The sequence below is a fragment of the Nocardia transvalensis genome, assembly GCF_015477765.1.
Classification (GTDB): domain Bacteria; phylum Actinomycetota; class Actinomycetes; order Mycobacteriales; family Mycobacteriaceae; genus Nocardia; species Nocardia transvalensis_A.
Genome location: NZ_JADLQQ010000012.1, coordinates 224,817 through 248,784 on the forward strand (window position 1 = coordinate 224,817; position 23,968 = coordinate 248,784).

26 protein-coding genes and 3 pseudogenes are annotated in these 23,968 nt (G+C 65.6%); 12 read left to right on the forward strand and 17 right to left on the reverse strand.

Features of this window, described 5'->3' with window-relative positions:
• Positions 1-23: 23 nt before the first annotated feature.
• Positions 24-443 (reverse strand): VOC family protein, encoded by a 420-nt coding sequence (locus tag IU452_RS31265; protein WP_195112793.1) that lies wholly within the window; start codon positions 441-443, stop codon positions 24-26.
• A 295-nt stretch (positions 444-738) separates the two neighbouring features.
• Between IU452_RS31265 and IU452_RS39680 the strand changes: the two genes are divergently transcribed.
• Complete coding sequence (locus tag IU452_RS39680; protein WP_416382392.1) at positions 739-1,083, forward strand: carotenoid oxygenase family protein; 345 nt, start codon at positions 739-741, stop codon at positions 1,081-1,083.
• Positions 972-1,436 (forward strand): annotated as a pseudogene (locus IU452_RS39685) (carotenoid oxygenase family protein); the annotation flags it as partial. The gene IU452_RS39680 and the pseudogene IU452_RS39685, both read left to right, overlap by 112 nt.
• A 102-nt stretch (positions 1,437-1,538) precedes the next feature.
• Here the strand turns inward: IU452_RS39685 and IU452_RS39690 are convergent.
• The gene (locus tag IU452_RS39690; RefSeq protein WP_195112794.1) at positions 1,539-2,135 is read right to left on the reverse strand and encodes a maleylpyruvate isomerase family mycothiol-dependent enzyme; all 597 of its coding nucleotides are present in this window, start codon (positions 2,133-2,135) and stop codon (positions 1,539-1,541) included.
• 167 nt (positions 2,136-2,302) lie between these two features.
• Here IU452_RS39690 and IU452_RS31280 point away from each other — a divergent pair, with 167 nt between their 5' ends.
• Positions 2,303-2,743 carry a MarR family winged helix-turn-helix transcriptional regulator gene (locus IU452_RS31280; RefSeq protein WP_195112795.1) on the forward strand — a complete coding sequence of 147 codons (441 nt, stop codon included), beginning with the start codon at positions 2,303-2,305 and terminating at the stop codon, positions 2,741-2,743.
• A 39-nt stretch (positions 2,744-2,782) separates the two neighbouring features.
• Here IU452_RS31280 and IU452_RS31285 read toward each other — a convergent pair whose 3' ends face one another.
• On the reverse strand, positions 2,783-3,676 hold the full coding sequence (locus IU452_RS31285) for a LysR family transcriptional regulator (RefSeq protein ID WP_324192931.1): 894 nt from the start codon (positions 3,674-3,676) through the stop codon (positions 2,783-2,785).
• 77 nt (positions 3,677-3,753) lie between these two features.
• Between IU452_RS31285 and IU452_RS31290 the strand changes: the two genes are divergently transcribed.
• The 3 genes from IU452_RS31290 to IU452_RS31300 all read left to right on the forward strand — a co-directional run bounded on the left by IU452_RS31290 (position 3,754) and on the right by IU452_RS31300 (position 5,323).
• The gene (locus tag IU452_RS31290; protein ID WP_195112796.1) at positions 3,754-4,203 is read left to right on the forward strand and encodes a RidA family protein; all 450 of its coding nucleotides are present in this window, start codon (positions 3,754-3,756) and stop codon (positions 4,201-4,203) included.
• A gap of 144 nt (positions 4,204-4,347) precedes the next feature.
• Positions 4,348-4,632 (forward strand): hypothetical protein, encoded by a 285-nt coding sequence (locus IU452_RS31295; RefSeq protein ID WP_324192932.1) that lies wholly within the window; start codon positions 4,348-4,350, stop codon positions 4,630-4,632.
• 145 nt (positions 4,633-4,777) lie between these two features.
• Positions 4,778-5,323: a hypothetical protein gene (locus IU452_RS31300; RefSeq protein ID WP_228819058.1), complete on the forward strand. Its 546-nt coding sequence runs from the start codon at positions 4,778-4,780 to the stop codon at positions 5,321-5,323.
• A 254-nt stretch (positions 5,324-5,577) separates the two neighbouring features.
• Here the strand turns inward: IU452_RS31300 and IU452_RS38650 are convergent, their stop codons facing one another.
• Positions 5,578-5,799 (reverse strand): 2OG-Fe(II) oxygenase family protein, encoded by a 222-nt coding sequence (locus IU452_RS38650; protein WP_324192933.1) that lies wholly within the window; start codon positions 5,797-5,799, stop codon positions 5,578-5,580.
• Positions 5,800-5,874: 75 nt separating this feature from the next.
• Positions 5,875-6,420 carry a hypothetical protein gene (locus tag IU452_RS31310; RefSeq protein ID WP_195112797.1) on the reverse strand — a complete coding sequence of 182 codons (546 nt, stop codon included), beginning with the start codon at positions 6,418-6,420 and terminating at the stop codon, positions 5,875-5,877.
• A gap of 522 nt (positions 6,421-6,942) precedes the next feature.
• On the opposite strand from IU452_RS31310, the gene IU452_RS31315 reads away from it, so the two are divergent.
• Positions 6,943-7,749: an alpha/beta hydrolase gene (locus IU452_RS31315; protein WP_228819059.1), complete on the forward strand. Its 807-nt coding sequence runs from the start codon at positions 6,943-6,945 to the stop codon at positions 7,747-7,749.
• Between the two features lie 156 nt (positions 7,750-7,905).
• On the opposite strand, the gene IU452_RS31320 is transcribed toward IU452_RS31315, so the two are convergent.
• The 4 genes from IU452_RS31320 to IU452_RS31335 all read right to left on the reverse strand — a co-directional run bounded on the left by IU452_RS31320 (position 7,906) and on the right by IU452_RS31335 (position 11,992).
• Positions 7,906-8,946 (reverse strand): S-adenosylmethionine:tRNA ribosyltransferase-isomerase, encoded by a 1,041-nt coding sequence (locus tag IU452_RS31320; protein WP_195112799.1) that lies wholly within the window; start codon positions 8,944-8,946, stop codon positions 7,906-7,908.
• Positions 8,947-8,986: 40 nt separating this feature from the next.
• Positions 8,987-9,676, reverse strand: a complete 690-nt coding sequence (locus IU452_RS31325) for an SDR family NAD(P)-dependent oxidoreductase (protein ID WP_195112800.1) — start codon at positions 9,674-9,676, stop codon at positions 8,987-8,989.
• Positions 9,677-10,134: 458 nt separating this feature from the next.
• Entirely contained in the window at positions 10,135-10,632 is a 498-nt protein-coding gene (locus IU452_RS31330; protein WP_195112801.1) for an SDR family oxidoreductase, read from the reverse strand.
• 91 nt (positions 10,633-10,723) lie between these two features.
• The gene (locus IU452_RS31335; protein ID WP_195112802.1) at positions 10,724-11,992 is read right to left on the reverse strand and encodes an MFS transporter; all 1,269 of its coding nucleotides are present in this window, start codon (positions 11,990-11,992) and stop codon (positions 10,724-10,726) included.
• A gap of 545 nt (positions 11,993-12,537) precedes the next feature.
• On the opposite strand from IU452_RS31335, the gene IU452_RS31340 reads away from it, so the two are divergent.
• The 4 genes from IU452_RS31340 to IU452_RS31355 are packed head-to-tail and all read left to right on the forward strand — an operon-like array spanning position 12,538 to position 16,024.
• Positions 12,538-13,524: an ABC transporter substrate-binding protein gene (locus IU452_RS31340; RefSeq protein WP_195112803.1), complete on the forward strand. Its 987-nt coding sequence runs from the start codon at positions 12,538-12,540 to the stop codon at positions 13,522-13,524.
• A 10-nt stretch (positions 13,525-13,534) separates the two neighbouring features.
• Positions 13,535-14,365: an ABC transporter ATP-binding protein gene (locus IU452_RS31345; protein ID WP_195112804.1), complete on the forward strand. Its 831-nt coding sequence runs from the start codon at positions 13,535-13,537 to the stop codon at positions 14,363-14,365.
• A gap of 1 nt (position 14,366) precedes the next feature.
• Positions 14,367-15,206: an ABC transporter permease gene (locus IU452_RS31350; RefSeq protein ID WP_195112805.1), complete on the forward strand. Its 840-nt coding sequence runs from the start codon at positions 14,367-14,369 to the stop codon at positions 15,204-15,206.
• The gene (locus IU452_RS31355; RefSeq protein ID WP_228819060.1) at positions 15,203-16,024 is read left to right on the forward strand and encodes an ABC transporter permease; all 822 of its coding nucleotides are present in this window, start codon (positions 15,203-15,205) and stop codon (positions 16,022-16,024) included. Before IU452_RS31350 ends, IU452_RS31355 begins: the two co-directional genes overlap by 4 nt.
• A 585-nt stretch (positions 16,025-16,609) precedes the next feature.
• On the opposite strand, the gene IU452_RS31360 is transcribed toward IU452_RS31355, so the two are convergent.
• The 6 genes and pseudogenes from IU452_RS31360 to IU452_RS31380 form a co-directional block, all read right to left on the reverse strand.
• On the reverse strand, positions 16,610-16,801 hold the full coding sequence (locus IU452_RS31360; RefSeq protein WP_195112806.1) for a hypothetical protein: 192 nt from the start codon (positions 16,799-16,801) through the stop codon (positions 16,610-16,612).
• Positions 16,802-17,171: 370 nt separating this feature from the next.
• Positions 17,172-17,361 (reverse strand): annotated as a pseudogene (locus IU452_RS39695) (class I SAM-dependent methyltransferase); the annotation flags it as partial.
• Between the two features lie 644 nt (positions 17,362-18,005).
• Positions 18,006-18,203: a hypothetical protein gene (locus tag IU452_RS31365; RefSeq protein ID WP_195112807.1), complete on the reverse strand. Its 198-nt coding sequence runs from the start codon at positions 18,201-18,203 to the stop codon at positions 18,006-18,008.
• A gap of 254 nt (positions 18,204-18,457) precedes the next feature.
• Positions 18,458-19,363, reverse strand: coding sequence for a hypothetical protein (locus tag IU452_RS31370; protein ID WP_195112808.1), 906 nt, complete (start codon positions 19,361-19,363; stop codon positions 18,458-18,460).
• Positions 19,364-19,739: 376 nt separating this feature from the next.
• Positions 19,740-19,855: pseudogene (locus IU452_RS31375) on the reverse strand (single-stranded DNA-binding protein); the annotation flags it as partial.
• A 71-nt stretch (positions 19,856-19,926) separates the two neighbouring features.
• A complete protein-coding gene (locus IU452_RS31380; protein WP_195112809.1) occupies positions 19,927-20,958 on the reverse strand; it encodes a DUF7594 domain-containing protein in 1,032 nt (343 codons plus the stop codon).
• A 797-nt stretch (positions 20,959-21,755) separates the two neighbouring features.
• Between IU452_RS31380 and IU452_RS38655 the strand changes: the two genes are divergently transcribed.
• The gene (locus IU452_RS38655; protein ID WP_228819061.1) at positions 21,756-22,199 is read left to right on the forward strand and encodes a hypothetical protein; all 444 of its coding nucleotides are present in this window, start codon (positions 21,756-21,758) and stop codon (positions 22,197-22,199) included.
• A gap of 82 nt (positions 22,200-22,281) precedes the next feature.
• On the opposite strand, the gene IU452_RS31385 is transcribed toward IU452_RS38655, so the two are convergent.
• Positions 22,282-23,151, reverse strand: coding sequence for an alpha/beta fold hydrolase (locus tag IU452_RS31385; protein WP_195112810.1), 870 nt, complete (start codon positions 23,149-23,151; stop codon positions 22,282-22,284).
• A 27-nt stretch (positions 23,152-23,178) separates the two neighbouring features.
• The gene (locus tag IU452_RS31390) at positions 23,179-23,337 is read right to left on the reverse strand and encodes a hypothetical protein (RefSeq protein WP_195112811.1); all 159 of its coding nucleotides are present in this window, start codon (positions 23,335-23,337) and stop codon (positions 23,179-23,181) included.
• Between the last annotated feature and the right edge of the window lie 631 nt (positions 23,338-23,968).

Genomic DNA, 23,968 nt, shown 5'->3' on the forward strand with positions numbered 1-23,968 from the left:
AAGAAGCCGCTGCGCGCGAAGGGTCAGCGCGTGGATTCGGCGTATTTGCCCAGGTCGCTGGCCTGCATGGCGTTGTTGTCGTTGACGCCGATCACGTAGCCGTCGGGATCGCGGAAATAGAATTCGCGCTGGCCGTTGTGGTCCTCGGTGATCGGCTTGACGATCTCGGCTCCGGCAGAGAAGGTGTCGTAGGTCGCGTCGAGATCGTCGACTCCGAGGTAGAGCATGCCCGCGAATCCGATCGGCTGGTCGGCGAGCACCGGCAGCCATTTCTTCAGGTCCGCATTGCGGTAGATCATCGCGCAGAATTGGCCGCGGTAGAGCAGCATGTGGATGTCGTCGCCGGGACGTGCGGTGCTGGAATCGACGTCGAAGCCGAGGGATGTGTAGAACTCGATGCTGCGCGCGGTGTCCTCGACGCTGATACAGGGCGCGAATGTCATCCGATCCTCCGTGGTCGCCGTTGGGTGTTCGAATCAGGGTCGTTCTCCAGGCTCCGGGGCGAGAGGTCTCACCGTCGTTGGCCCGCGGTCGCCGATTCGGTCGGAACCGCTGTGCCGTCGCACAGACTTCATCGAAGGGTGGTCGAGTGTGGGAACTGTTATGCCCGCGCACAACGCGGGGCCGGCATTCGAGGTCGAGCGGCCATATAGCCGGGCGAGGGCAGGGCTCGAAGATAGCGGTTATCGGTAGCTCGCCGCATGCGGAGCCCGTACCCGACCGCTGTGGAGGATTCCAATGACGCTGAGCCTGACATCGACGAAGAATGTGACCTACAACCGGGGATTGTTGGAGCCGATCGGTGAGGAACTCACCCTGACCGAGCTCCGGGTGGAGGGGGCGATCCCACCGGAGCTGACCGGGCGCTACTTCCGCAACGGCATCGACCCCGTGCCGGACATGGATCCGGGTCATGCCTTTCTGTGCCCGGGAATGATTCACGGCCTCCGGATTCGCGAGGGGCGCGCGGAGTGGTATCGCAACCGGTACGTTCGCACCCCGCCTTCGGACACAAGGCCGAACTCGCCTTCGACGCCGACGGCAACCAGCTCCAGCAGTACGCCGCGAACAACACCGATGTGAAGGTGCACGCCGGGCGAATCCTGTCGCTGTCGGAGCAGACCATCCCCTACGAGATGAGTCCCGAGCTGGACACGATAGGCCCGTACACGTTCGGTGGGAAACTGCGCGGCAATTTCATCGCTCACCCGAAGCTGGACCCGGCGACGGGTGCGTTGCATTCCTTCGGCTACGACATGGTCCGCCCGATCATCGACTACTACGTGATCGACGCCGCCGGTGAGCTGACCACCGACGTCCGTTTCGAGATCGAGGCGCCGACGTTTCTGCACGATATGGCGCTGACCGAGCATTACGTGCTGGTCTTCCAGACCCCCGCGACCTACGACATGAGCCTGCTCGACCGCAATCCGTGCCCGATCGTGTGGACGACTTCGTCACGATTCCGGAGTGTGCAGAACTACGGCCGCGGGTCGTGGTGGGACGAGCGGGTCGCCGACGCGATTTCCAGACTGAATTCAGCGCACACGTCTCGACAGCGTGAGGACGCACGCGAAGGCGCCCGCGTCATCGACTACTTCAGGCTCCGTGTCGGTGCCGGCTGGGGTCGCGGTCGGCGGTGTCTGCGTTGTCCGCAGGACAATGGTTCGCAGGACCCGCTGGGTGACGTCGGGGGCCGGTTGATAGGGCAAGCCCAGCGCCTGGGCTATGTCCCAGGTGTGGATGACTGCGTTCCTGATTTGCTCCTCGTAGAGGGTCGCGACGTCGACCTCTCCCCGGAACCCCTGCACTCGACAGAGTCGGCTCATGTCTGTCACGGAGGTGAACGCGTTCTCCATGAGACGGGCAGTCCGTCGATAGCCCACCTCGAGTCCGGCACCGCCGTAGTAATAGTCCATGGAGGCATCGAGCGAGGCCCTGTCCATCGGGCCGACCCCCTGCCCGCGTGGGATCGCCTCGCCGGCAATGGCTGTGGCGACGCTGATGTTCTGGTCGACGAGGTGGAGGTACAGATCACCCACGTCCCGCGTGGAGCACGGCACCGGACACCTGAGGTCGCCCTGTGTGACCTCGGACAGGAACGACGCCAGGTCTTCGGTCAGGGTGTGCAGCATGGATACATCCACTGCGTGTCCTCGCTTCCGCTGTCGCTGGTCTCCACATCCCCGTCGGGGAGACTCTCGAGATTCCGGGGCCCGTTCCGGGGTCGGGGACACTGAACACGCCGAACGCAGGCGCGCTAGATCCTCTACCACGGTAGACGATATTGGGAAGGGTGTCCATGTCTGAGAAGGACGAGGCGGGGGACGAGCCGGATCTGGCTGCGCTGATGGCCAGCGTGTTTCCGCAGCTGGCGGCGCTGGAGGAACCGATCCTGCGGGAGGCGGGGCTGTCGATGTGGGAGTACGCGATTATGACCGAGTTGGCGTCGGCGGAGGGTGTTTCCCAGGTCGAGCTGTCGCGCCGCACGCGTCGCGACCCCACCCGATTGGGCAAGCATCTGAACGATCTGACCGCGCGCGGACTCGTCGCTCGTGCACGTGCGAGTGATCAACGTCAGCGCACCGTCCGTCTGACCGATAGCGGGCGCGTTCTGTACGTGAAGGTCAAGAAGCGCATCAGGGTGGTGGAGGACGAGTTCCTCCACTCGACCCTGTCCACGGGAGAAGCCGCCAGCCTCAGACGCCTGCTCGCTCGGCTCGCGGCGCTCGGTGTGCCCTGAACATTTTTCTGATCGACTCGATGCCGGTATTGCCTTTGTCTATCCGGCCTCGGGCGGGTAGGCGTCGAGGACGCAGGCATGGAAGGCGCGCGCGACCGGACCGAGCGGACGGTCGCAGGCGGCGGCAAGGACGATGTCGTAGGCCGGAGGCGTCGGGACGACCGAGAGGTAACGCAGGTCCGGTGCCTGCTCGGCGAAGAACTGCGGAACCAGGGCGACGCCGAGACGGTGGCGGACGAGGTCGGCCACGGTGGCGTTGTCGTTGAGTTCGAAGACGGTGTTGCGCTCGGCGCCGAGCGCGGTGAAGGCGCGGTCGGCGGCGGCGCGCACGCCCCAGCCCGGCGAGAAGTCGATGAACGCCTCGTCGCCGAGATCGGTGAGGGAGACCGCCTCGTGCCGGGCGAGGCGGTGGTCGGGCGCACACGCCAGCAGGACGGGCTCGGTGCGCAGGCAATGGGCGAGGATGCCGACCGGGCGGCGGGTGAGCATGAGGAACGCCAGGTCGAGGTCGCCGTTGCGGAGCCGGCGCAGATTGTCGTCGGTGCCGTGGGCCGGGCGGTGCAGGCGGACCTCGACGTGGGGGTGATCGTGACGGAACTCCGCCAGCAGGGCCGCGACGCCGACTGTGCTGCAGCCGTAGAGGATGCCCAGGTCCAAGCGTCCGCGCAGTCCCTGGCGGACCTCGTCGACGGCCTGGCGAGCGTGGCGCACCTCGGCCAGGATGCGCCGCGCCCGCTCGAGCAGTACGCCGCCGGCGTCGGTGAGCTCCACGCGTTGCGTGGTGCGGTCGAAGAGAGCGATCCCCAGGTCCTTCTCCAGGGCCCGCACCGAGGCAGAGATCCCGGACTGGACCACGTGCAGGCGCCGGGCCGCGCGGGTGAAACTGCCCTCCTCGGCGACCGCGACGAAGTGCTCCAGACGGCGTAGCTCCACGCTTGATCTCCATTCGTGCTGGGTCCATCGACGTTTGATGTTGGACAACGCTAAAGCCGCGGAGACAGGCTGAGGAAATGGAAACGAAACAGGCCGCATCGGCGTCCGGCCCGGTGGAGATCAACCGCATCCGCGTCGAGGACAGCGACGCGTTCATGCCCTACGAACCGGTGGTGACCGTCTCTCCCGCGAAGCTGGTATTCCTCTCGGGTGCGACCGCGCTGCCGCTGTACCACGACCATCCGCATCGGCACGACCGACTGGACCCGCCCGCCGATGTCCGCGAGCAGACACGCCTGGTCATGCAATCGCTGACCCGCTGCCTCGATGCCGCCGGGGCACGGTGGAGCGACGTGGTGCGCATCGACGTGTACCTGACCGACATGGACGACCAAGACGCCGTAGGCGAGGAACTGGGCGCGTACTTCCAGGGCGTGTTCCCCGCCAGCACCTTCGTCGAGGTCTCCCGCCTGGTCGATCCACGCCTGAAGATCGAGATCAACGCCATCGCCGCAGTCGGCCCCTGAGCCCACTCCCGGGCACCGGGCCGACCAGGATCAGGACTCCACCGAACCTTCCGGCGAACATCCGGTATTGCCGAGTTGAGTGCGTTCCAGGAGCTGCCGCCAGGCGGCCGGGCGGTTACATACCGGTGCAGACTGGAGTGCACGGTGGCGGATCCGATCGAGCTGGAAAGCAGGCGCGGGCAGTTGCTGGCGCAGATGGGCGAGCTGCGCCGCGCGGTCGCCGAACTGTCCGAAGGGTATGCGGCATTACCCGAATCGGGGCTGATCATCGATACCGTTGGCGCCGGGGCACTGACTACTCCCGGCTACTGCGTCGCCGGGGCCCGGGAAGTGTTGGAGGAAGTGCTGATCGAGTTGGATGCGGCCCAGGACGCAATGGAGAGAGCGGCCCAGTATACGGCTCGATTGCGCGGTGTGGTGTTCGACTGAGGGCGACAGGCCCGAAGTCAGAAGCACTACTTTGCCGCATGGCGCGCGTGGGCCGGCCGCCCACACTCGCGCCAGATCGGTTGTCTTGGAATAGTTTTCCAACGCACGCTAATGCCGAATCGCCATCCCATCGCCAAGGAGCGCCGTGCCCGACTCCCGTACGCCCATATCCGTCCGGCCCACCCGCCGCGCACTGCTCGTCGCCGCCGTCGCACTCGCCGCGCAGCCCGTGTCGGCCGCCGTCGCCGCGCCCCGCACCGTGACCGACCCGGTCCGGATCACCGAGGGCCAGGTCGCCGAGGCCGCGCCGGGCCGGCAGATCCTCTACCCCTCCGTCACCAGCTGTCTGACCGTCACCCTGCGTCTGGGCGGCGGAGCCAAGGTCGGCGCGCACGCCAGCCTCTTCCAGGTGCCCGGTGAGCTGCGATCCGACGCGATCCTGGCCGCTGCCGCGCGGCAGGCGGGTACCCGGCCGATCATCGCCGTCGAGGTGCGGGGCGCCGTCGGCGCCTGGCATCCCTCCTACTTCACCAGGGCCATCGAAAGCTACGGCGACGGCGAGCCCGTACCGGTCCCGGAGCGGCCCGACCCGGACGGCATCGCGCGCGCGGTGGCAGCCGGGCTCGGTCTGCCGGGGCGCGCCCCGGTGACGGTGCGGGACGTGCCCGACGGCGATCAGACGGTGGACTGACGGGCCTACGCAGATGAGCATTGCGGCTGGTGGGCGCGCAGCGGCCTGGCCCGGGATCAGGAGTAGGTGGCGGCCAGCTTTTCCCGGTACCACCGGCCCGGGGTCGTGGCGGGTGTGTCGGCGGGAGCCGTGGCGCCCGGCCGGGTCAGGGGCCAGACCGGAGCGTCGTGGTTGGGCAGGTAGAAGTACGGTATCGACCGGCGGGTATTATCCTGTCCCGCATCGGGATTCAATACCCGGTGCGGGGTGGAGACCTAGTGCCCGCCGGTCCAGAACGCCATCATGTCACCGATGTTGATGACGAAACTCCCCGGCACGAACGGCACATCCCGCCAGCCGTGCCCGTCCTGGTGCACCTGCAGTCCGCCGATGTCGTCCTGGTACAGAATTATCAGAACGCCCCAGTCGGTATGCGGTCCACGCCGCAACTGGCCCGGGGCGGGCGCGGCGGTCTGCCGGTAGTAGAAGTTCGCCACGATCGGAACTGCAGTGTGGCCCGGATGGCGTCGGCTTCGGGCATCGGTGAGATGACCTGCACCTTTGTCGGCAATCTACTTGCGGATCTTCTTGATCTTCTTGACTTCAGGAGCGCCGAATGCCTTGTTGAAGGCTTCGACGGCGGCATCCTCGGCCTTCGCAGCAGCATTGGCGAGGTCTACGTCATCAGGAGCGTCGGCAGCGGTCTCGGCGGCATCGGCGGCAGCTTTGGCGGCATCGCGGGCATCGGCAGCAGCTTTGGCGGCGCGTTTGGCGGCATCGCGGGCATCGGCGGCGAGGTCGGCGGAATCACTGTACTCGCGGGCGGCTTCGGCGTAGCCGCTGGCTACCTCCGCGGCCAGGTTGGCGGCGTCTTGGGCCTTCTCGGCGACGGTCTCGGTGTCGGTCGCACTGTCGGCGGCTTTGGCATAGGAGTCGATGATGTCGGCTGCCTTCTGAACGAGAGCTACTTTCTCGCGGTACGCACCGGCCTTCTTGGCGGCTTCGACCATGGCATGCCCTCGGTTACCAGCGCTGTGGGCGCGTTCCCGCGCCTGGGCGATCAGGTCCTGTTTTGCAGCCGCGACATGAACACCGACGCCGGAAACAGGCACGGCCACAGCAGGAACCATCGCCCCAACGCCACCCCAGAGCACGACGGCGGAGGCAGTCGCTACGAATGTGGCACGCAGAACAGGCATGTGGCCTCCAACATGATCGAGATTCCAACCGGAACAGCGAGAAATCACCTGCGTAACCACCGCAGGTGTCGACAGTGCATTCGTCACCACACGGCGCAGGGATGGGCTCGGTCACGAAATTTCTACCGCTTACAGTGATCCGCGACGAACATCCACTGTCTATACACTCGGACGTCGCTGACGACCGGGGGGCCGAGTGTGCTGAACTCGGCTACTCTTTGTGCGTTGGAAAACCCTGCCAGCCAACCAATCTGGGGAAACCTGACGGTCCAGCTGGGGACTTCGTGCCGGAGAACCCCTATAACCGGGACGTGACGGCTGATGGTCGGTTGTGGGCGGACGTCGACCCGGCCACCATCGTTGTGAAGGTACTTCCTTTCACCCACACGATGGGAGATTGCTTTGTCCCCCAATGATTTTGCCCCGAACCGACGCACACTGATGACTCTGGCGGTGACCGCCGCAGCCCTTCTCGTCACTCCCACCCTGCCTGCCGTCGCCGCGCCGCCGGCAGTCGAGTGGGACAAGCCGGGACCGTACGAGGTGCGGGTACAGGCCATGAGGGATCACACACTGTACTTCCCGGCGAAGATGGATCGACACCCTGTGATCATTTGGGGCAACGGCGGTTTTGCCTGGCCGCCGACCTACGATGGATTACTCCGGCACTGGGCAAGCTACGGTTTCATCGTCGCCGCGACGAACGTCGCGGGCTCGACCAGCGGTGTCGAGATGCTCCAGGGCATCGATCTCCTCGCCCGCCTCAACCAGCAGTCGGACAGTCCCTTCCACCAGAAGGTCGATCTGGCGCACGTCGGCGCCTCCGGCCATTCCCTGGGCGGTGGGGGCAGCCTCAATGCCGGCGCGGATCCTCGTGTCGACACCACAGTGCCGATCGAGGCGGGTCCGCGCCCCAGTTCCGCCAGCCTACACGGACCCACGTTCCTCCTCGCCGGGGAGAACGACACCATCGTCGACCCGGCGGGGGTGAAGCAGTTCTACGAGAGCGCCGACCATATAGTCGCGATCTACGGGGCACTCGCCGGCGCCGGGCACTTCACCCCGTTGAACGACGGCGGCGGGTTCCGGGGACCCAGCACGGCCTGGTTCGCCTTCCATCTGAAGGGCGATGAGCGAGCCAGGGGCGAGTTCTTCGGCGTCAACTGTGGGATCTGCACGAGCAAGGCCTGGAGCGAAGTTCAGCGCAACGGCCTGGCACAGCAGGTGCCCGGCCCGAACGGCGACTAGCATCCGATCACGACGTCGGCGCGGCCGGTATTCGTGCACTCCGGGTGACGCGGCCGAGCATGCGATCTTCGCTCCTCCTCGCCTTGCGTTGATCGGCTGTTTCGTGTTCGAGGCCGGACGCCCGGGCCGAGGTATTCGAAGTGGATATTCTTACGGTCAGGACAGGGCTCGGCCGGCGGCGAACAGCAGCGCGGTGTCGCCGAATTCATGCCAGAGATAGCCGGTGTCGAGGGCGGCGCGGTAGGCGGCGCGAACCGACTCGGCGCCTGCGACCGCTTCCAGCAGGCGTAGATGCGAGGCCTCCGGCTCGTGCCAGCCCGTGATCAAGGCATCAACCGTCCGGGCCGGGCGGGTGCCGTCGAGAACCAGGTCGGTCCAGCCGGCCCGGGGATGGACGCGGCCGGATGGCTCGGCGGCGGACTCGAGAGCGCGAGTGACCGTGGTGCCGACAGCGACAACGCGACCACCACGGGCGTGGGTCGCATTCACCAACCCGGCGGTGATCTCCGGAACCGCGTAGCGTTCGGGACTCGGTGGCTCGCCGGTCTCGGGCGAGGACACACCGGTGTGCAGGGTGATCGGTGCGACGGTGATACCGGCGGCCACCAGGTCGATCACCAAGGAATGGGTGAATGGCCGTCCAGCACTGGGCATTTCCGCGCTCCCGGGTTCGCGACCGAAAACGGTTCGGTAGTACTCCGGCGACCATTGCTGCCTCACGTAGGCATAGGTGATCGGGCGGCCGTGCCGGGTCAGTAGTGATGCAATGTCGGTGTCGGCAGCGGCGACCCACAGCCGTTGCGCGGGCGGCAGCCAGGGATCGCGCAGAGTGACCTGCGCGCCCGGAAGGTCAATGCGCGCACCGGATTCCACTACAGCGTCGGTGAACGGCATGCGGTTCGGCGAGCGCAGCTCCACCACCCAGGTGCCGTCATCCAGCCAGGTGGCGAAGTGCAGCACTATCGGATGATCGCGATAACGTCCGTCCACGGCCGCGGCCAGGGTAGCCGAATTATTGATGACCAGAAGGTCGCCCGGCCGCAGAAACTGCGGGAGTTCCCGGAATGTGGCGTGAGTGATGGTCTCGTCCCTGGAGACGAGCATTCGCACCTCGTCGCGCATCAGTCCACGCGCTTCCGGTGGTGCCGTCGCCACGCGATCTGCGGGGACGGCGAAATCGTACAGTGCGAGAGTCATTGCGCCCTACTCCTTTCGGTGTATCGAGGAAGGTGGAGTCTCATGGCGCAACGGACAGCTCTGCGGCCAGGTACCGCCCACTCGGCGGGCGAGCGTCGATCAGGTGGAGGAGAGCGGGAACGACGGTCTCCGGTTCGGGGCGATCGGAGATGTCCTCGTCCGGAAAAGCCGCCTGATGCATTGCGGTGCGCATATCTCCGGGATCAAAGGCGTAGACGCGTATCTCCGGGTTCTCCGCGGCGAAGGTCGCGGTGAGATGATCCAGTGCTGCCTTCGACGAGCCGTAACCGCCCCAGCCCTCGTATGGGTTCACCGCGGCATCGGAGCTGACGTCGATGGCGATGCCGTCGGACGCCCGAAGTTTCGGGAGGGCCAGCTGCAGAATAGCCAGTGGTGCAATGACATTGGTCGCCAAAACGGCGGAGTACACGTCGAGCGGATAGTCGGACAACCGTGGCATCGGATTCGGGCCCAACGCGCTGGCATTGTTCATCACCAGGTCCAGCCGGTCCAGTTGGGCGACGACGGCGGCCAGCCTGGCGCGGTGTGCCGGATCGGTTACATCGCCGGTGAGCGCCATCGCGCCAGTGGCGTCTCGAACCTGGGCGAGGGGGTCGAGGTGACGGGCGGTGAGGATCAGATCCCAGCCCCGGGCGGCCAGTGCCAACGCGACCGCGCGACCGAAGCCGACGGATCCACCAGTGATGAGAGCAGTTTTCGTAGCAGGCATGCCACCATCGTCGGACCTGAAGATAACTCGAGGTCAAGGGTTCGGGCGACGGAACCCGCCATCGTCGCCGGGCGGACGGCGTTGATCGCAGGCTTCTACCGCATGCGCCTCGCGTATTGGAGGTCACCTAGGCCAAGGTAATGCCGCGTGCGTGTGGTCGGGAGAGCGAGATACGTTGTTCTTCTCCTCCAACTGGGCCAAGGTCCGCGCACCGTCGATCGGGGCCGTCACGCCGGGGTTCTGCAGGGCCAGGCGTAGGCGACCTGTGACGGCGCCTTACCCAGCTCGGCCGCGACCTGCTTCACCACCTCGGCGACGGTCGAGAGTGGCAGACATGGTGTCCTTACCTTTCGTCGAAGGTCATCCTCTTATGTCGTGAATGGGCGGTCTGACCTGCGGGTGCGGCGCTTGCTCGAATCGTCGGCGGTGTAATTGCGTTGTCCTGCTGGTTCGACCGCTCAGCGCGATGCCTCGAAGTCGGCGATCACGTGGTCGATGCGTTCTCGGATCGCGAACGGACTGGCGGTCAGGCCCACCACCGAGGCGGTGTTGACGATGTGGCCCCGGCCCGCCTCGACCATGGCCGGAACGAAGGCCCGGATGCCGTTCACGACGCCGCCCAGATTAACCGCCAGAACTCGTTGCCAATCCTCGGTACCCACCTGCCAACTCGGCCCGCCCCGCCCCACACCCGCATTGTTGACAGCCAGATCGATCCGCCCGAACCGGTCCAGCGCCGCGTCGGCCAGCCGCTGAACCTGGCCCGCATCGGAGACATCGGTGGGCATCGCCATCGCCTCGCCGTCGAGTCCGGCGGCCACCTCGGTGATCCGTTCCCCCTCGAGATCGGCCGGCACGACTCGCAGTCCGCGCTCGCTGACCGCCCGCGCAAGCGCCTCACCGATCCCGTTCGCGGCCCCGGTCACGACCGCCACCTGTCCGGCTTCGAGCTTCATAGCCTCTCCCTTCGAACCCGAGTTCTCCCTGGAGTTCGTTGGTCTCGCCACGAGCCATCGCGTCTGCGTTCGGCTCCCAGCGGCATTTCGCTCACTCTGGTTTGGTAAAGCCTGTGGGGCTTTTGTCGGCTGCTGCTCGGGCGGTGGTGATGGTGTGGTTGTCGAGTTTTCGCCAGGCTGCCAGGGTGAACACCACTGCGCAGGCGAACCCCACCCAGAAGGGTGCGGCGAGGCCGAATTGGCTGGCGAGCAGTCCGCCGAGAAATGCGCCGAGGAACAGGCCGGTGGCACCGACGAGGCGGTATGCGCTGTGTACTCGGCCGAGAAGCTCTGGTGGCACGAGTGACTGGCGCAGTGAGGCTCCGATGGTGGTGAACACCGACAGGTGGATGGAGAAGGGAATGAGGATGGCCGCGGCGACGGCGGCGCTGTGGGTCAGCGCCATTCCGATGTATGAGCCCATTTCGATGAGCAGTCCCACGCGCAGTGTCGTGCCTGGACCGAGTGCGGCGATGATGCGAGGCGCGGTGAGGCCGCCGCAGACGCCGCCGACCGCGGCGGCGATGAGCAGCACCGCGTAACCGGTGTTGCCGACGCCGAGCCGTTCCCGGGCGATCAGGACCAGCAGTGAAAAGATGGCGCCGAGGCCGATATTGGACAGTCCCACGGTGAGCGTGAGTGTGCGGACCAGGGAGTTTCGCCACAGCCACCGCGCGCCGTCAACGATCGCGGCAGCGAGGTGCCGCTGGCTCACACCGGGGTCGCGGCGATTGACGGTGGCAGGTAGCGTGCCTGCCAGAACGGCGACCGCGACGAGACCTACGGTGTCGACGAGAAACGGTGTCCAGGCGGTGATTCCGAACAATGCGACCCCGAGCGGGCGGGCGAGCAATTGTTCGGTAACCGATCTGGTGGCTTGCAGCCGTCCGTTGGCGCGTTCGAGTTGCGTGGGTGCGACCAGGCCGGGAATGGCTGTGACCGAGGCGTTGTCGAAGACTAGACCGGCGCAGCCGACCACGAAGAAGGCGATGTAGAGCAGCGGCAGGCTCGCATGATCGGTCGCGACGGCGGCGCTGACGGTGCCGAGCATGGCAATGCGCACGACCGTCGCAATGGTCATGAGTCGTCGTCGGTCGAGCCTGTCCACGATGGCTCCGCTGGGCAGCCCGAACACGAGAAACGGCGCGATCTGGGCGATCATCAGTCCCGACACCGCTACCGGGTCGCGGGTGATCGACACGGCCAGCAGGTTGGCGGCGATCTGGGTCACCCCGTCACCGAAGCTGGAAAGTGTAGCGGCCGACCACAATCTGCCGAACTCGGCCCCGAGGCGTTTTGTCGCGGTGGTCGAGCGCTCCATCGGCCCAACGTTATCGCGGCCGGGCGAGATGGGTCAGCCCGCCGACGCCCGCTCGTCGGCATTACCGTGCGTTCCTGGGGCCAGCATCTCGGCCACACTCCGATCGGATGCGCGGCGCCGCGCCCGAAGGATTTCCTCGATGTCAGTCGGGCGGTCGGCTCGACCTTTCTTTCTTATCCTCTGGCGCTATGGCAGGCGACCAGTCCTGCGGTTCCACATTCGTCGGTTTCTTTACACCCCCATGTTCCCAGTCGAACTTCGGGGCGGGTGGCCCCCCGCAAACAGGCCGAGCCGACGTGCACGGCGCCGGATCGCCTTGGCGCCCTTGCCAATCCCCGCGCCGACAGTTCCTACCCACCCGAACATTGCTCGATTCTGGTCGATACTGCTCGTCCGGAGTCCCGCCGCTGATCACGACGGAACGCCGCCTTGCGGTAATCCGTTGGCTTATAGGGGAGTAGAGCCGATTTCGGGTGCCGGAACGATCCGAAGGTGAGATCCTGGTCGACATAGTGCTTCGGCAGATTCGCAGGGGTGGAAGAATTGTGAAGCGCATCGGTCTTTCTCGTCGGATGCTGGCTGTGCTCGGCGCCGGCTTCGCTGTCGTGCTCGCGGCCGGGGCATGCGGTGGTGGCTCCAGCCCGCAACCCGCGGCCGGCAACGGGCTGGAGAAGACGCGGCTCACTGTCGGCGCCGTGCAGGTGCTCGACGATGCCCCGCTGTTCATCGCGATCAAGGAGGGCTACTTTCAGCAGGAGGGGCTGACCGTCGACACCAAGCTCGTCACGCAGAGCACGCAGGCGTTACCGGATCTCCTGCACGGCACCATCGACCTCATCGGTGGTGGCAATCTCGTCTCCTACCTCCAGGGCAACGCCAGGGGCACATTCGACCTCCAAGTGCTCGGCACGGCCACCACCTGCGTCGCCGACGGTTACGCCATTCTGGCGCTGCCTGATTCGGGTGTGCGGACCCCGGCGGACCTGGCCGGCAAGAAGATCGCCGTCGCCGTCGTCAACAACATCCAGACTCTCACCGCCGACGTGCTGTTGAAATCCGTCGGTATCGACACCGCCGGCATCCGCTACGTACAGATTCCCTTCCCGGATATGAACCGTGCCCTGGTGGCCCGCCAGGTCGACGCGATCAGCGTGGTCGAGCCGTTCGTCACCAGCGCCAAGAATGAGGTGCGTGCCGTCCCGGTGATGTCGCAGTGCAGTGGGCCGACCGAGAACCTCCCGCTCTCGGGCTATTTCGCCACCCGCTCGTGGACGCAGCAGAACCCCAAGGCCGCGCGGGCGTTTCAGCGCGCGCTGGCCCGTGCGCAGGAGCGTGCTGCCGCCGATCACGCTGCCGTGCACCAGATCATCCCCAGCTACATCAATATCTCGCCGCAGGACGCCCAGCAGCTCGCCCTCGGTGGCTACCCGCCGACGACCGACCCGGCCCAGTTGCAGCGGGTGGCGGATCTGATGCACAGCGGCGGAATGCTGTCCGAGCCGCTGGATGTGAACCCGATCATCTTCCGATAGGGAGCAAGCCGTGCTCGAGGTAAGCAACCTGAGCCATTCCTACCGGAAGGGAGCCGACATCCACCCGGCGCTCGTCGATCTCACTTTCAGCGTGGCCCGCAGCGAGCTGGTCAGCATCGTCGGCCCATCCGGCTGCGGCAAGTCGACGCTGTTGCGAGCCATCGCCGGACTGCTGCGGTTCGACGAGGGCCGGGTGATCGTGGACGGCACGCCCGTCACCGGGGTGCCCGACGAACTCGCGATCGTGTTCCAGGATTACAGCCGCTCGCTGTTCCCGTGGCTGGATGCCGTGGGCAACGTCGCGCTGCCGCTGCGCCGCCGATTCCGCAGCCGCCGACAACGCCGGGACGCCGCTCTGGACGCGCTCGCCGCGGTTGGCCTGTCCGAGGTCGCTCACCGGCACCCGTGGCAGCTGTCCGGCGGGATGCAGCAGCGGGTCGCGATCGCCCGCGCCATCGCCTACGAGCCGAAGCTGCTGCTGATGGACGAGCCGTTCGGCTCGGTGGACGCACAGACTCGGGAAGACCTGGAAGACTTGATACTTCGGCTGCGCGACCAGCGAGAGATCACCATCGTCTTCGTCACGCACGATATCGACGAGAGCGTCTATGTCGGCGACCGGGTCCTCGTGCTCAGCCGTGCACCGGGGCGAGTGATCGCGGATCTCGCGGTCGAGCTGCCGCGGTCCCGGGACCAGATCGCCACCAAACAGCTGCCGGGCTACGTCCGTCTGCGCGCCGAGGTCGGGGTATTGATCCGCGGGAAACCCGCGAGCCGTGCGGTGCGCTCCCGGTCCGACGGCCGGATTCCGGTCGCGGACGCGGCGGTGGATGAGAGCTGACATGGCCCAAAAGGCAACCTTGTCAAGGTATTTCGCCTCCGAATCGGGTCCGCGGAACCGCACGCGGCAACGCCTGCGGCGCGGACTGACCGGGGTGGTCGTGTTGCTCGCGATCGCCGAACTGCTCGGTCGCACCGGCGTGGTGAGCCCGGCTGTGCTGCCACTGGCGTCCACCGTGCTGGACCGCGCGGCCGGTCTGCTCGGCAACGGCCGCTTCCTCGCCGATCTCGCCGCCACCGTCGCGGCATGGGCCATCGGATTGCTGATCGCGGTGGTTGTGGCGGTGCCGGCCGGGCTCGTGCTCGGCAGTTTGCCCGGCGTCCGCACGGCCACCATGGTGATCGTGGAACTGCTGCGACCGATTCCGTCGGTGGCGCTGATTCCGTTGGTCAGCTTGATCATCGGTGTCGGGCCGCGGATGACGATCACGCTGATCGTCTACGCCGCCGTCTGGCCCGTCCTGTTCAACACCATCTATGGCCTGCAGAGCGTGGAGCCGGTGGCCAAGCAGACCCTGCGCTCGTTCGGGTTCTCCCAAGCCAGCGTGCTGATGCGGGTGTCGCTGCCGAGCGCCGCACCGTTCATCGCGACCGGAATCCGGCTGGCGTCCTCGATCGCCATCATCGTCGCGGTGGCCGTCGGCATCGTCGCCGGCCGGATCAACGGCCCCGGTATCGGAGCGTTCATCGCCGACGCCAACTCGGGCGCGGGCAATACCGCCCTCGTCCTCGCCGCGACCCTGTGGGCCGGTGTGCTCGGCCTGATCCTCGACGCACTCGCGGTTACTGCCGAGCGACGAATGTTCCACTGGCACAGCGCCTATGCGCGGGAGTCGGGATGAGGCGCCGGACGGATGCGCGGATGCCGCAGATGTGGGCGGCCTGGATCTGGCGATGGGCGGTGCTCGCCGTCGGCCTCGGCCTGTGGGAGGTGTGGGCGCGAGGTGAACGGAGTCCGTTCTTCCCGCCTCCCACCCGGATCGCGGCGCAGATGTATCGGCTCTGGTTCTCGGGGCCGGTCGACCATCTGTTCCTCACCCAGGATGCGATCGACGACATCCTGCCCAGCCTGGCCAGGATCGTCGCCGGATTCACCGTCGCCACCGTGATCGGCATCGTGGCAGGTATCGCCATAGCCCGCTCGCCCGTCCTCGCCGACTACCTCGACCCGATCCTGCAGTTCTGCCGTGCGCTTCCCGTGGTGGCGTTGGTACCGGTCTTCCTCGCCTTCTTGAAGATCGGCACCCAGATGGAGGTGGTGACCATCGCGTTCGGCGCGGTCTGGCCGGTGCTGCTCAATACGGCCGATGGAGTCGCCTCGGTGGACCCGCTGAAGCTGGACACCGCACGAGCCTTTCGCCTCTCGCCCCGAGAACGTCTGACCGCCCTCATCATCCCCGCCGCCCTGCCGAAGATCTTCGCGGGTATGCGAATCGGCGTGTCGATATCGCTCATCCTGATGGTGATCTCCGAACTCGTCGGCGCCACCGAAGGCATCGGTTACGCGCTGAACAACGCGTCCACCTCATTCGACCTGCCGAGCCTGTGGGCGGCGATAGCCCTGCTAGGCATACTCGGCTACCTGCTCAACGGCCTGCTCCTGCTCGCCGAGCGCCGACTCCTTACCTGGCACCATGGCGCCTACCAGCGCACACCCTGAGTCAGAGGCCGGAACTTTCACCCTCGGAGAGGCGCTGCGACGTGCTCTTCGGGAATACCCGGTGGCGGCCGACGGGTTACGACTCCTGGGTAAATCGTAGAAAATTCGTAGAACTGCGCGCCGGTGCATCGTCGCCCGGTGCGCCAAGTCGACTCCCGACGACAGGAATCGCCGGGAGACAACTGACGGACTCCGGTTCGTGAGACCCGGTAACCGGAATTCTGTGGACCGTATCCGCACCCCTGGAGCTGGGTTCACCGCTCTTTAAGGGCCGGGTCGTCGGGGTCGATCTCGCGTAGCCCAAGTTCGATCCCACGTAGCCAGAGTCACATCTGTACCCAACGCTGCCCCGCCCACTCTGCAGGGTTGCGCGGATCCAGCCCAGCATTTTCGAGCGTCCGAATCGACGGAATCGTCCATGCTCATTCGGACGCCTGCGGTGTGCTGTCGGTACCGCAGGCGGTGTGAGCGACCGGTGCATGTCCGCCAAGCAGACGGTTTGCCAAATGTCCTGTAATGCCGAGATGAGGATGCTGCGTCCGCGTCTTGTCGGACCGGCGAAACTGTCGACGCCGCGCGTGGATGTCACAAAATGCCGCCGGTGGCGATGCTTCCGACCAACAAAGCGGGGAGAGCCAGTACCGCCGACCCAACTGCGGGGGCGATGATGAGGTCGGCAACGGAGCCGAGAACCGGTACAACGATGGGTAACGTCGCCAAGGCGAGAATCCCGCCGACGACGATCCCCAGGTCTGCAAATATCAGTGCGGATCCCACTTCATTCTCCTTCGACTGGTTGCTGCTGTCCTTGTCGGGCGTGCAAATACTCGAAGTTCGTGCGGTGATCTCGTGGTCGATCAGGGCTGAAGGCCATGTGACCGTGTAGCGCCCGAGAGATGTTACAGCGCACGTTGGGCCACAGGGTCAGGGGTCGACGTTTTGTGGATATCCGCCACATGACCCACTGCGAGCACGGTGTCACGCGATCGGCACACCCGCCGCGCGGCCTGTCGTCGAAGCCGACCAAAACGCAGCCTGGTTCCGTCAAACTCTATGCGGGACTGAGTGGTTCAGTCCTTCGCGGCACACATGCCGATGATGGGACGCGGCTATGTCTTTTTGGACTGCTTCGACCGTATTCACTGAGGGCCGGTGCGCCCCGATCGGAGTCGGTAGACGATGAAACTCGGGACGTCGGTCACCGGACCCAACTCGGCGGGGTACCGCTGTACGGCCTCAGCTGACGGCCGCGCCTCGGTAATCGCGTCGATCACGAACCCGGGCCGCTGCGAATTCAAGAACTGCCGTATCAGCTCCACTACCACCCCGAGTGGGCGGCACCCACAACGTGTCGTGAGAAGGTCCTCAGATGATCGACAATTCCGGCCCCCGGCGCGGTAGCTCGCGCTCGGCGCTGGCGTGCAGTCCACGGCGCTGGCTCCGAACCGGGCAAAGGCTGCTACATGCGCCGGATGATCCGGCCTTCCGAGCGCGCCGACACCCCAACGCCATACACGGACAGTGTGCATTTGGCCCCCCGCTCCGTCATCCAATTCTGCAACCTGACCGTAGATTTCCACTGCGCCGAGTCATGCGAGTCCAGACGAAATGGAGGTGTTGGACCAGACCGCAACCGGAGCGTCTCGACATTGCCCCTGCGCCACTCGCGACCCACAACCATCAACAACACCGTCTCGATTGTCACCCCGGCGTCGCCTTCGTTGGCCACCCGCGCCCGGACCTCGAGCTTCCCACCGCTCACCGGCTCCCCCAACACGAACGCCGTAAGCTTCGGAGCTCCCGTTCGGGGTTGCCGGAACAGCACTCTCACCGCAGCGGCGACAAGACTCAGGAAGCCGCCACTCACCCCGTCAGTCATAGCGGAATGCTCCCACGGCGGCGCGACGGATCCCGCTGCTTTCGGTGAGAGAAAGCGGGGTCGAAATTCCGGCCGGGCGGGCGGACCTCGAAACCGGCAGACTCAGGCACCGCCGCGGCCCTCACCGCCACCATCACCGACCGAGTCCTCAACGGCCTGGCCGCCGAAACCCCGCCCACCCGAACCGAAGTCGAAACCATCCTTGCCCGCGTCCTCGGCACCCGCCCCCGGACGCAGCCAGCCGAGCGGCAACTGAATTCCACAGCCACGCGATCGTTTCCACCGCGACGTCAGCCACATCGCACGAACATCCGCAAATGCCGCTGGTCGCGCGCCGGTCAGTCGTTCAGATCGGTTGGCGGGCAAGGCGTTCCGCCGCACGGAAATGCCGATTTCAGGATGGGTCGAGCCGTCCCTGGCTGGTCACTGCCGTGTGCGGTTGGGCTTTGGCCCAGGCGCGCATCGCGGGGATTTCCGGGCGCCGAACCAACGCGTCAGGCGAGCCGGTCCGGTTCGGTCTCCTCGGTTGCGCCGACATGACCGCCATACCCGCGTCAGGCCGACAATTCCGCGATCAGGCGGCGATAGACCTCGAAGGCCGGTTTCGGCGTGTAGTCGTCGTGCAGAATTCCGAACCGGTCGAACGGGTCGGGACTGGTGCTGTCGGCGTCGCGGAGTGTGAACCAGGTGTAACCGGCGATGTTGAGATCGGCGCGGTGTGCGTGCACCGTGCGGACCACTCGCTCCAGGACCGCGGCCTGCTCGTCGGCCGACCGGCCCGGGCTGGTCGCCCAACCGTGTTCGGTCACGATAATCGGGATCTCGGCACCGAGCCCAGCCGCAGGCAAGCCGGTGCCGCGCAGCCACTGCAACGAGTCGGTAATGCTGTCGGGTGCCTCGTCGTCCCACACTCCGGGGAAGGCGTCCAGGCCCACGTAGTCGATCGCGCCCGCCGCATCGATCGAACCGAAGAAATCCTCGTCGGGATCGGCGACGCTGAAACCGACCCGAATATCGAGGCCCTGTCTGGCCGCCTGGTCCTTGGCCGTTAGCGCCCCGGCGACCAACGCGTCGTAGACATTCGGCGTGTCGCCGTCCATACCGCAGCCGACGATATCGGCCTCCTCGGTGACCTGGATCGTGTCCAGCCACGGCCCGTAGCGCTGAACCAGGCGCTGGACGAACCTCTGGAACCCATCGACGTCGGGCGACTGAAACAGTGCCACCAAGTCCATTCGCCGCCCATCGCGCAGGCACGGCTCCACGTCGGCCGGTACGATACGGCCAATCGCCTCGGTACCGTCCCCGAGATACTCTGTGTAGCAACGGATCCGCAGCGGACGCCCGGTCTCGCCCTGCAAGCGGATGAGGGCCGCGCCGATACGGGCCGGATCATCGGGTCGCACGGGTTCCGCGGCGGAGGTTCCGCCGGGGTAGATCCCGAACACGAAGGGGGACATCACAAACCTCCCAGCCATTCACCGCTGTCGCTGGGAACGGTAATTGGTACTAATAGGCTGTCAACACCGCACGCTTCAGCAGAAGCGTGCGGTCATGTCCAGGTACCCCTCGACCGGCGAACCGGTCCAACACGCCAGCAACAGCCAGCAAAATGAGCTCTCATGCCGCGGGGTGCGCGGTGGTCGGCCGTCCAGATTGGTTGGCTGACACGGCTTCCCAATACACGCAGTCCTGATCTTCGACGCTGTGATCCCATCGGCACGTCCATTACAGCCCGAATCCGTTGTGCAGGGTCGGCGGGCGGGCACTGGACAACGAACCGCGGACAACGAGCTTCCGATCGTGGCAGGTGCCGACGGTCGCGGTGGGCTCGACGGTGGTCGTCGACCTCGAACTCGACGACCGTGCGCTTCTCACCCTCGCGGGTCTCGTAGGCGCTGCTCGAGTCGGCCGCTCACGATCACGCGAACGCCTCGGGTCGGGCTCTCGGCGGTGCCCTATTCCTGCTAACCCCAGCTTTTCGAGTACCCCATCGGGTGGCCCAACTTACGGCATGCACCGACTAGGCGCCGGCGCGTGGGCAGTTGCCTGATCCGGGTTGGGCGTATTGGATGACTATTTCGGCTGGGCGGTTGGCGACCGGATCTTCGTGAGTGGAGAATCGGCCGAACTCGTTGCCGCCCTGACGTAGTTGGAACGAGTAGATCCCGTTACCGGTCACCACGGAGGTGATGTCGAAGGTGAGCCAGTTCGCGGCCGGTGAGCCGGGACGCGAAGCAACCAGAGGTCCCAGCGTGGGCTGGTTGTTCCAGGTGGCGGTGGCCTCACTCCAGGAGTTGGGGTCGGTGCGGTGCAGGGTGAAGATGTTGCTCTCGGGTGTGGTGGTCCTGGACCACAGTTGAAGCGTGGCCGACGATACGCAACTGGAGTCGGGTAGCTCGGTGATGGAGAATTTCAGCAGGACTCGCCGTTCCGCGTCGGACTCGGTCGCGCAGATCGAACCGCAGACGAGTAACTCTTTGAGTGCCCCTTTGGCTACATCCCGATCAAGCTGGGAGACGTAGGTATCTTCGCTGACTGGCGAGATCAAGGGCGGGTTACCGGGAATGGGCGCTGCCGTGGTGGCATGTGGAATCACGGGCGAGGTCCCATCGTTGCCGACGGACTCCACCAGCCAGAGGACGGCGAGCAGCGCGAACGCGAGCGTACTTACCGCTACGACCGCACCGGGCCACCGCGTGCGGCGGGGTGCCGCATCCGCTGCTGCGCTGTTTGCCTTCGGCGGGTGGTTGCCGTTCGCGTCCACGCCGTCCGGAGGCGGTTCACAGTAGGCGGTTTCGGCGGCCAGTGCGTGCCAGCGTGCTTCCCACTCGACGACGTCGCCGCCGCACGCTCGAACGTAGGCCAGGGTGACGGCCAGGCTCGGCAGTCGTCGCCCGCTGGCAGCATCGGCTAATGCCGAGGGCGAAAACAGCGCACGACGCGCCAGCTGCCGGTATGGCGGGCTGCCGACCTTCTGCCGCAGCCGCCGCAGGTCGATCGCGAACTGTGCGATGGCGTCGTCACCGCCGACCGGCTGCTCGTGCCTCGGCATCACAACCCCTCAAACGACCACAACCATTGTCCCGACCTTCGCCTCGCCCGTCGACCCCCACCGCGACATCCGCGACGCACTCATCGTGTTCGACCGTGCCGCCACCGCCACCGCATGGACCCCGTGTCCCGGCGGGGCATGGACCGAAATCACCCACGCCGACACAACTTTCGCTACCCGTGATCGACCTTCGCGTCGACGCGAGGGGCAACATCTGCGTGCTGGACTGGAACGCCTGGACAAGTGGGATCGAGCGCTTGATGGGGGATGAACCGTTGCGGTGCACTCGACTTGGAGGACTCTGTGCGTTTCGCCGAAGCCGCCCGGCAACAAGAGAACGTTGGAGGTGCTGCCGCACAAAATAGGCCAATCGCCCGGCCCGTCGCTGGTGCCGGTTCACCCGTCGTCAGTTGCAAGACATCCGGAGGGCGCTGGGACCGCGCAGTTTCTGCGCGATCGAGGTCAGCAGCGACATCAGGCATTCGAGCAGATAGTCGTTGTCACGGGAGACCGCCTCTAGGAACACTCGGTGCCCCTGGCAGGGACCGCCCTGAGGCACCCTCCCTGCAGTGCCCGCCAGTACGACATCACCCGCAGGCGGAACACCCCCTCTGAAATAGCAATCCCCAAACCTGGCAACAGTCCGTAGGAGCGCGCTCTCATGTTGCTGCGCGGGCGTTCGGCGCGGCGAGATCGACTGCGCCGCAGGGCATCCGCTCATGCCGAGATGAGCGCATCCCGTGCGGTCACCGTTACCTGACACGATGATAGGGATCGCGGGCGGCTGGTTGCTACTCGTGACGACCACCACCACCGACTCGCCGCTGACGTTCCCCGTGGTGGGTCCGATCGTCATAGGTGCCCTTTGTCTTTTCCTCGCACTGGACCATGTCATCCGTCCTTCACCCGATGTGGCGGTCGACGATCAGGGGATGACGCTGCGCCCATTCGGCCGGATCCCGTGGGCTGCGATATCGCGTGTCCATCTGATCACAACCCATGGCACGAGGTATCTGGCCGTCGAGCTAGTTGAGCCCAGCCCGAAAATCACCGAAAGTCGTTGGCCCAGATGGATCTACGGACCACTAGGTAAGATCGTGGTCGGCTACCGACTTACCATCTCCGAGCGCTGGCTACGGCCAATATCGCTGGACGACATCGCCGCTGAACTACACAGGCGAAACCCTGGCCTGGCCATTGCAACATCCGAACGGAGAGGCTTCCGGCGAGCCCAGCCCTAGCCGCTTCGAACCGGCCAGCAGACTCGTCTGGTCCCGGTGGTCCCAGCTTGAAGGGCGCTGGCTACAGCCAGCGCGAGAAGGCTCAGCGCAGCCCCCCGCTTTCCTGCGCTCTCAGGAAGGCGAGTACGTCGCGGCTGAATGTCTCCGGGTACTGGAAGAGCGAGGCGTGCGCGGAATCGGGGTAGATGATCAGTTGTGCGTGCGGGATTTTCTGCGAGATGAGATACGAGTTCACTGTGGGCACCATGAAATCGTTGTCGCCGTTGACGACGAGGGTCGGCTGTTCGATCCGTTCCAGCTCCGAAAGGGGCGAGTCCTCGCCGCCCACGGTCACCGCCAGCAGGGCTTCCAGCTGAACTTTCTTGGCCGCTGGCGTGGCATCGGCTTCCGGGCCACGACGGGAGGTGTGGGTGCGGTTCCAGTATGCCTGGGCGTCTTCGAGCCCGGCAGCGTCTCGCCGGAAGAACAGGGTCTGCGTTGTTTCGATCGACCTCTTGGGCTGGGCCATCAGCTTCGCGACCTCGTCGACGGTGCTGTAATCGGCGCCGTCGCCGCCACCGCCGCCGGTGCCGACCAGGACGAGGTATCGCACCAGATCCGGCCTGGTCAGCGTGAACCGCTCGGCGATGAATCCGCCCAATGAAAATCCGAGCAGGTCGATCTTGGTCAGACCGAGGGTCTCGACGAACCGGATTGCGACCTCGGCCATTTCGCGGATCGTGGGAGGGACTTCGCCTCCGCTGTAACCGATTCCTGCATTGTCGAACACGATGACGCGTCGCTCGACAGCGAGTCGATCGACCACTGCCGGATCCCAATCGTCGATGCTGCCCTGGTAGCGGTTGAGCATCACCAGAGGGATTCCGGTGTCGGATCCGATCTGGCGGTAGGCCAGTCGTACCCCATCGACGTCGACAAACTGATTTTCAGCAGTGACAAGCGAAGTAGTCATCTCATACTCCTCCCTTAGGGGTTCGGGTCACTCGAATCCGCTCCGGAACTGCGCATGGGCTGCTCCGACCGGACCGCGGTCATGGTGTGCCACCTGCCACGAATTGCCGCCGGGCAGCTGCATCCCGGTCATCGGAATCGGGTCCGAGACGAAGACGTCGTAGGTCAGGCCGGTGGTCGACACCATTCAGTTCGGAGTTGCTGTAACGACGTATTCCTACATGATAGTAGCTATACTAAAGATAGTCCATGTGGGAGGTCACACCCCTCCGCAAAGCCCGGCCGCGATGTCGCGACCCTTACCCGGCGATCATCGGGACTGCCCGTACCGATTGCCGAGCTTCTTGGAGAACAGGCGGAGCCAGGCTTTGCGACCAGGAACGGCGGCGGGCAATCGGAGATCTAGCTAACATCGAGCGAACTGATGGTAGCTTCCTGGAGGGAACGCAACCTCAATTCGAGAGTCTCCGAACAGTCGGCGTATCGGCGGGAGGTGCGGCTCCACCTAGTGACGTCGACGCGCTCGTATGACCGATCCTCACGCTGGTGCGAGGTTGACGGTGTAACGGATATGCGGTGCCATGTCGCTCGCATGGGTCCTGATCTCCGCTTCGGTCGTCTCGGCGACCCACCGCATCGACATCCCTGAACACCCGACGTTCCATGGCGAAACCTCTCCTGAAATGGCACAACACGTCCACTCAGACTCGCGGCCTCGGGTATTTCTCCACCACAAATACATCGGTCCACCCAGGTCGGGTGGGTTTGTCCGCGATTGCGGCGCGGCCTCGGGCACGGTAGTTGTTCGTAGGGCGAAG

Excerpts from the sequence above, each read along its gene's own strand:
- IU452_RS31325 (WP_195112800.1), bottom strand. The coding sequence starts at position 9,676 with ATGCCTGCTACGAAAACTGCTCTCATCACTGGTGGATCCGTCGGCTTC.
- IU452_RS31320 (WP_195112799.1), bottom strand. The coding sequence starts at position 8,946 with ATGACTCTCGCACTGTACGATTTCGCCGTCCCCGCAGATCGCGTGGCG.
- IU452_RS31370 (WP_195112808.1), bottom strand. The coding sequence starts at position 19,363 with ATGTCCCCCTTCGTGTTCGGGATCTACCCCGGCGGAACCTCCGCCGCG.
- IU452_RS31355 (WP_228819060.1), top strand. The coding sequence starts at position 15,203 with ATGAGGCGCCGGACGGATGCGCGGATGCCGCAGATGTGGGCGGCCTGG.
- IU452_RS31335 (WP_195112802.1), bottom strand. The coding sequence starts at position 11,992 with ATGGAGCGCTCGACCACCGCGACAAAACGCCTCGGGGCCGAGTTCGGC.
- IU452_RS39690 (WP_195112794.1), bottom strand. The coding sequence starts at position 2,135 with ATGCTGCACACCCTGACCGAAGACCTGGCGTCGTTCCTGTCCGAGGTC.
- IU452_RS39680 (WP_416382392.1), top strand. The coding sequence starts at position 739 with ATGACGCTGAGCCTGACATCGACGAAGAATGTGACCTACAACCGGGGA.
- IU452_RS31365 (WP_195112807.1), bottom strand. The coding sequence starts at position 18,203 with ATGTGGCTGACGTCGCGGTGGAAACGATCGCGTGGCTGTGGAATTCAG.
- IU452_RS31380 (WP_195112809.1), bottom strand. The coding sequence starts at position 20,958 with ATGCCGAGGCACGAGCAGCCGGTCGGCGGTGACGACGCCATCGCACAG.
- IU452_RS31385 (WP_195112810.1), bottom strand. The coding sequence starts at position 23,151 with ATGACTACTTCGCTTGTCACTGCTGAAAATCAGTTTGTCGACGTCGAT.
- IU452_RS31315 (WP_228819059.1), top strand. The coding sequence starts at position 6,943 with ATGACTCTGGCGGTGACCGCCGCAGCCCTTCTCGTCACTCCCACCCTG.
- IU452_RS31265 (WP_195112793.1), bottom strand. The coding sequence starts at position 443 with ATGACATTCGCGCCCTGTATCAGCGTCGAGGACACCGCGCGCAGCATC.
- IU452_RS31390 (WP_195112811.1), bottom strand. The coding sequence starts at position 23,337 with ATGGTGTCGACCACCGGCCTGACCTACGACGTCTTCGTCTCGGACCCG.
- IU452_RS31330 (WP_195112801.1), bottom strand. The coding sequence starts at position 10,632 with ATGAAGCTCGAAGCCGGACAGGTGGCGGTCGTGACCGGGGCCGCGAAC.
- IU452_RS31280 (WP_195112795.1), top strand. The coding sequence starts at position 2,303 with ATGTCTGAGAAGGACGAGGCGGGGGACGAGCCGGATCTGGCTGCGCTG.
- IU452_RS31290 (WP_195112796.1), top strand. The coding sequence starts at position 3,754 with ATGGAAACGAAACAGGCCGCATCGGCGTCCGGCCCGGTGGAGATCAAC.
- IU452_RS31350 (WP_195112805.1), top strand. The coding sequence starts at position 14,367 with ATGGCCCAAAAGGCAACCTTGTCAAGGTATTTCGCCTCCGAATCGGGT.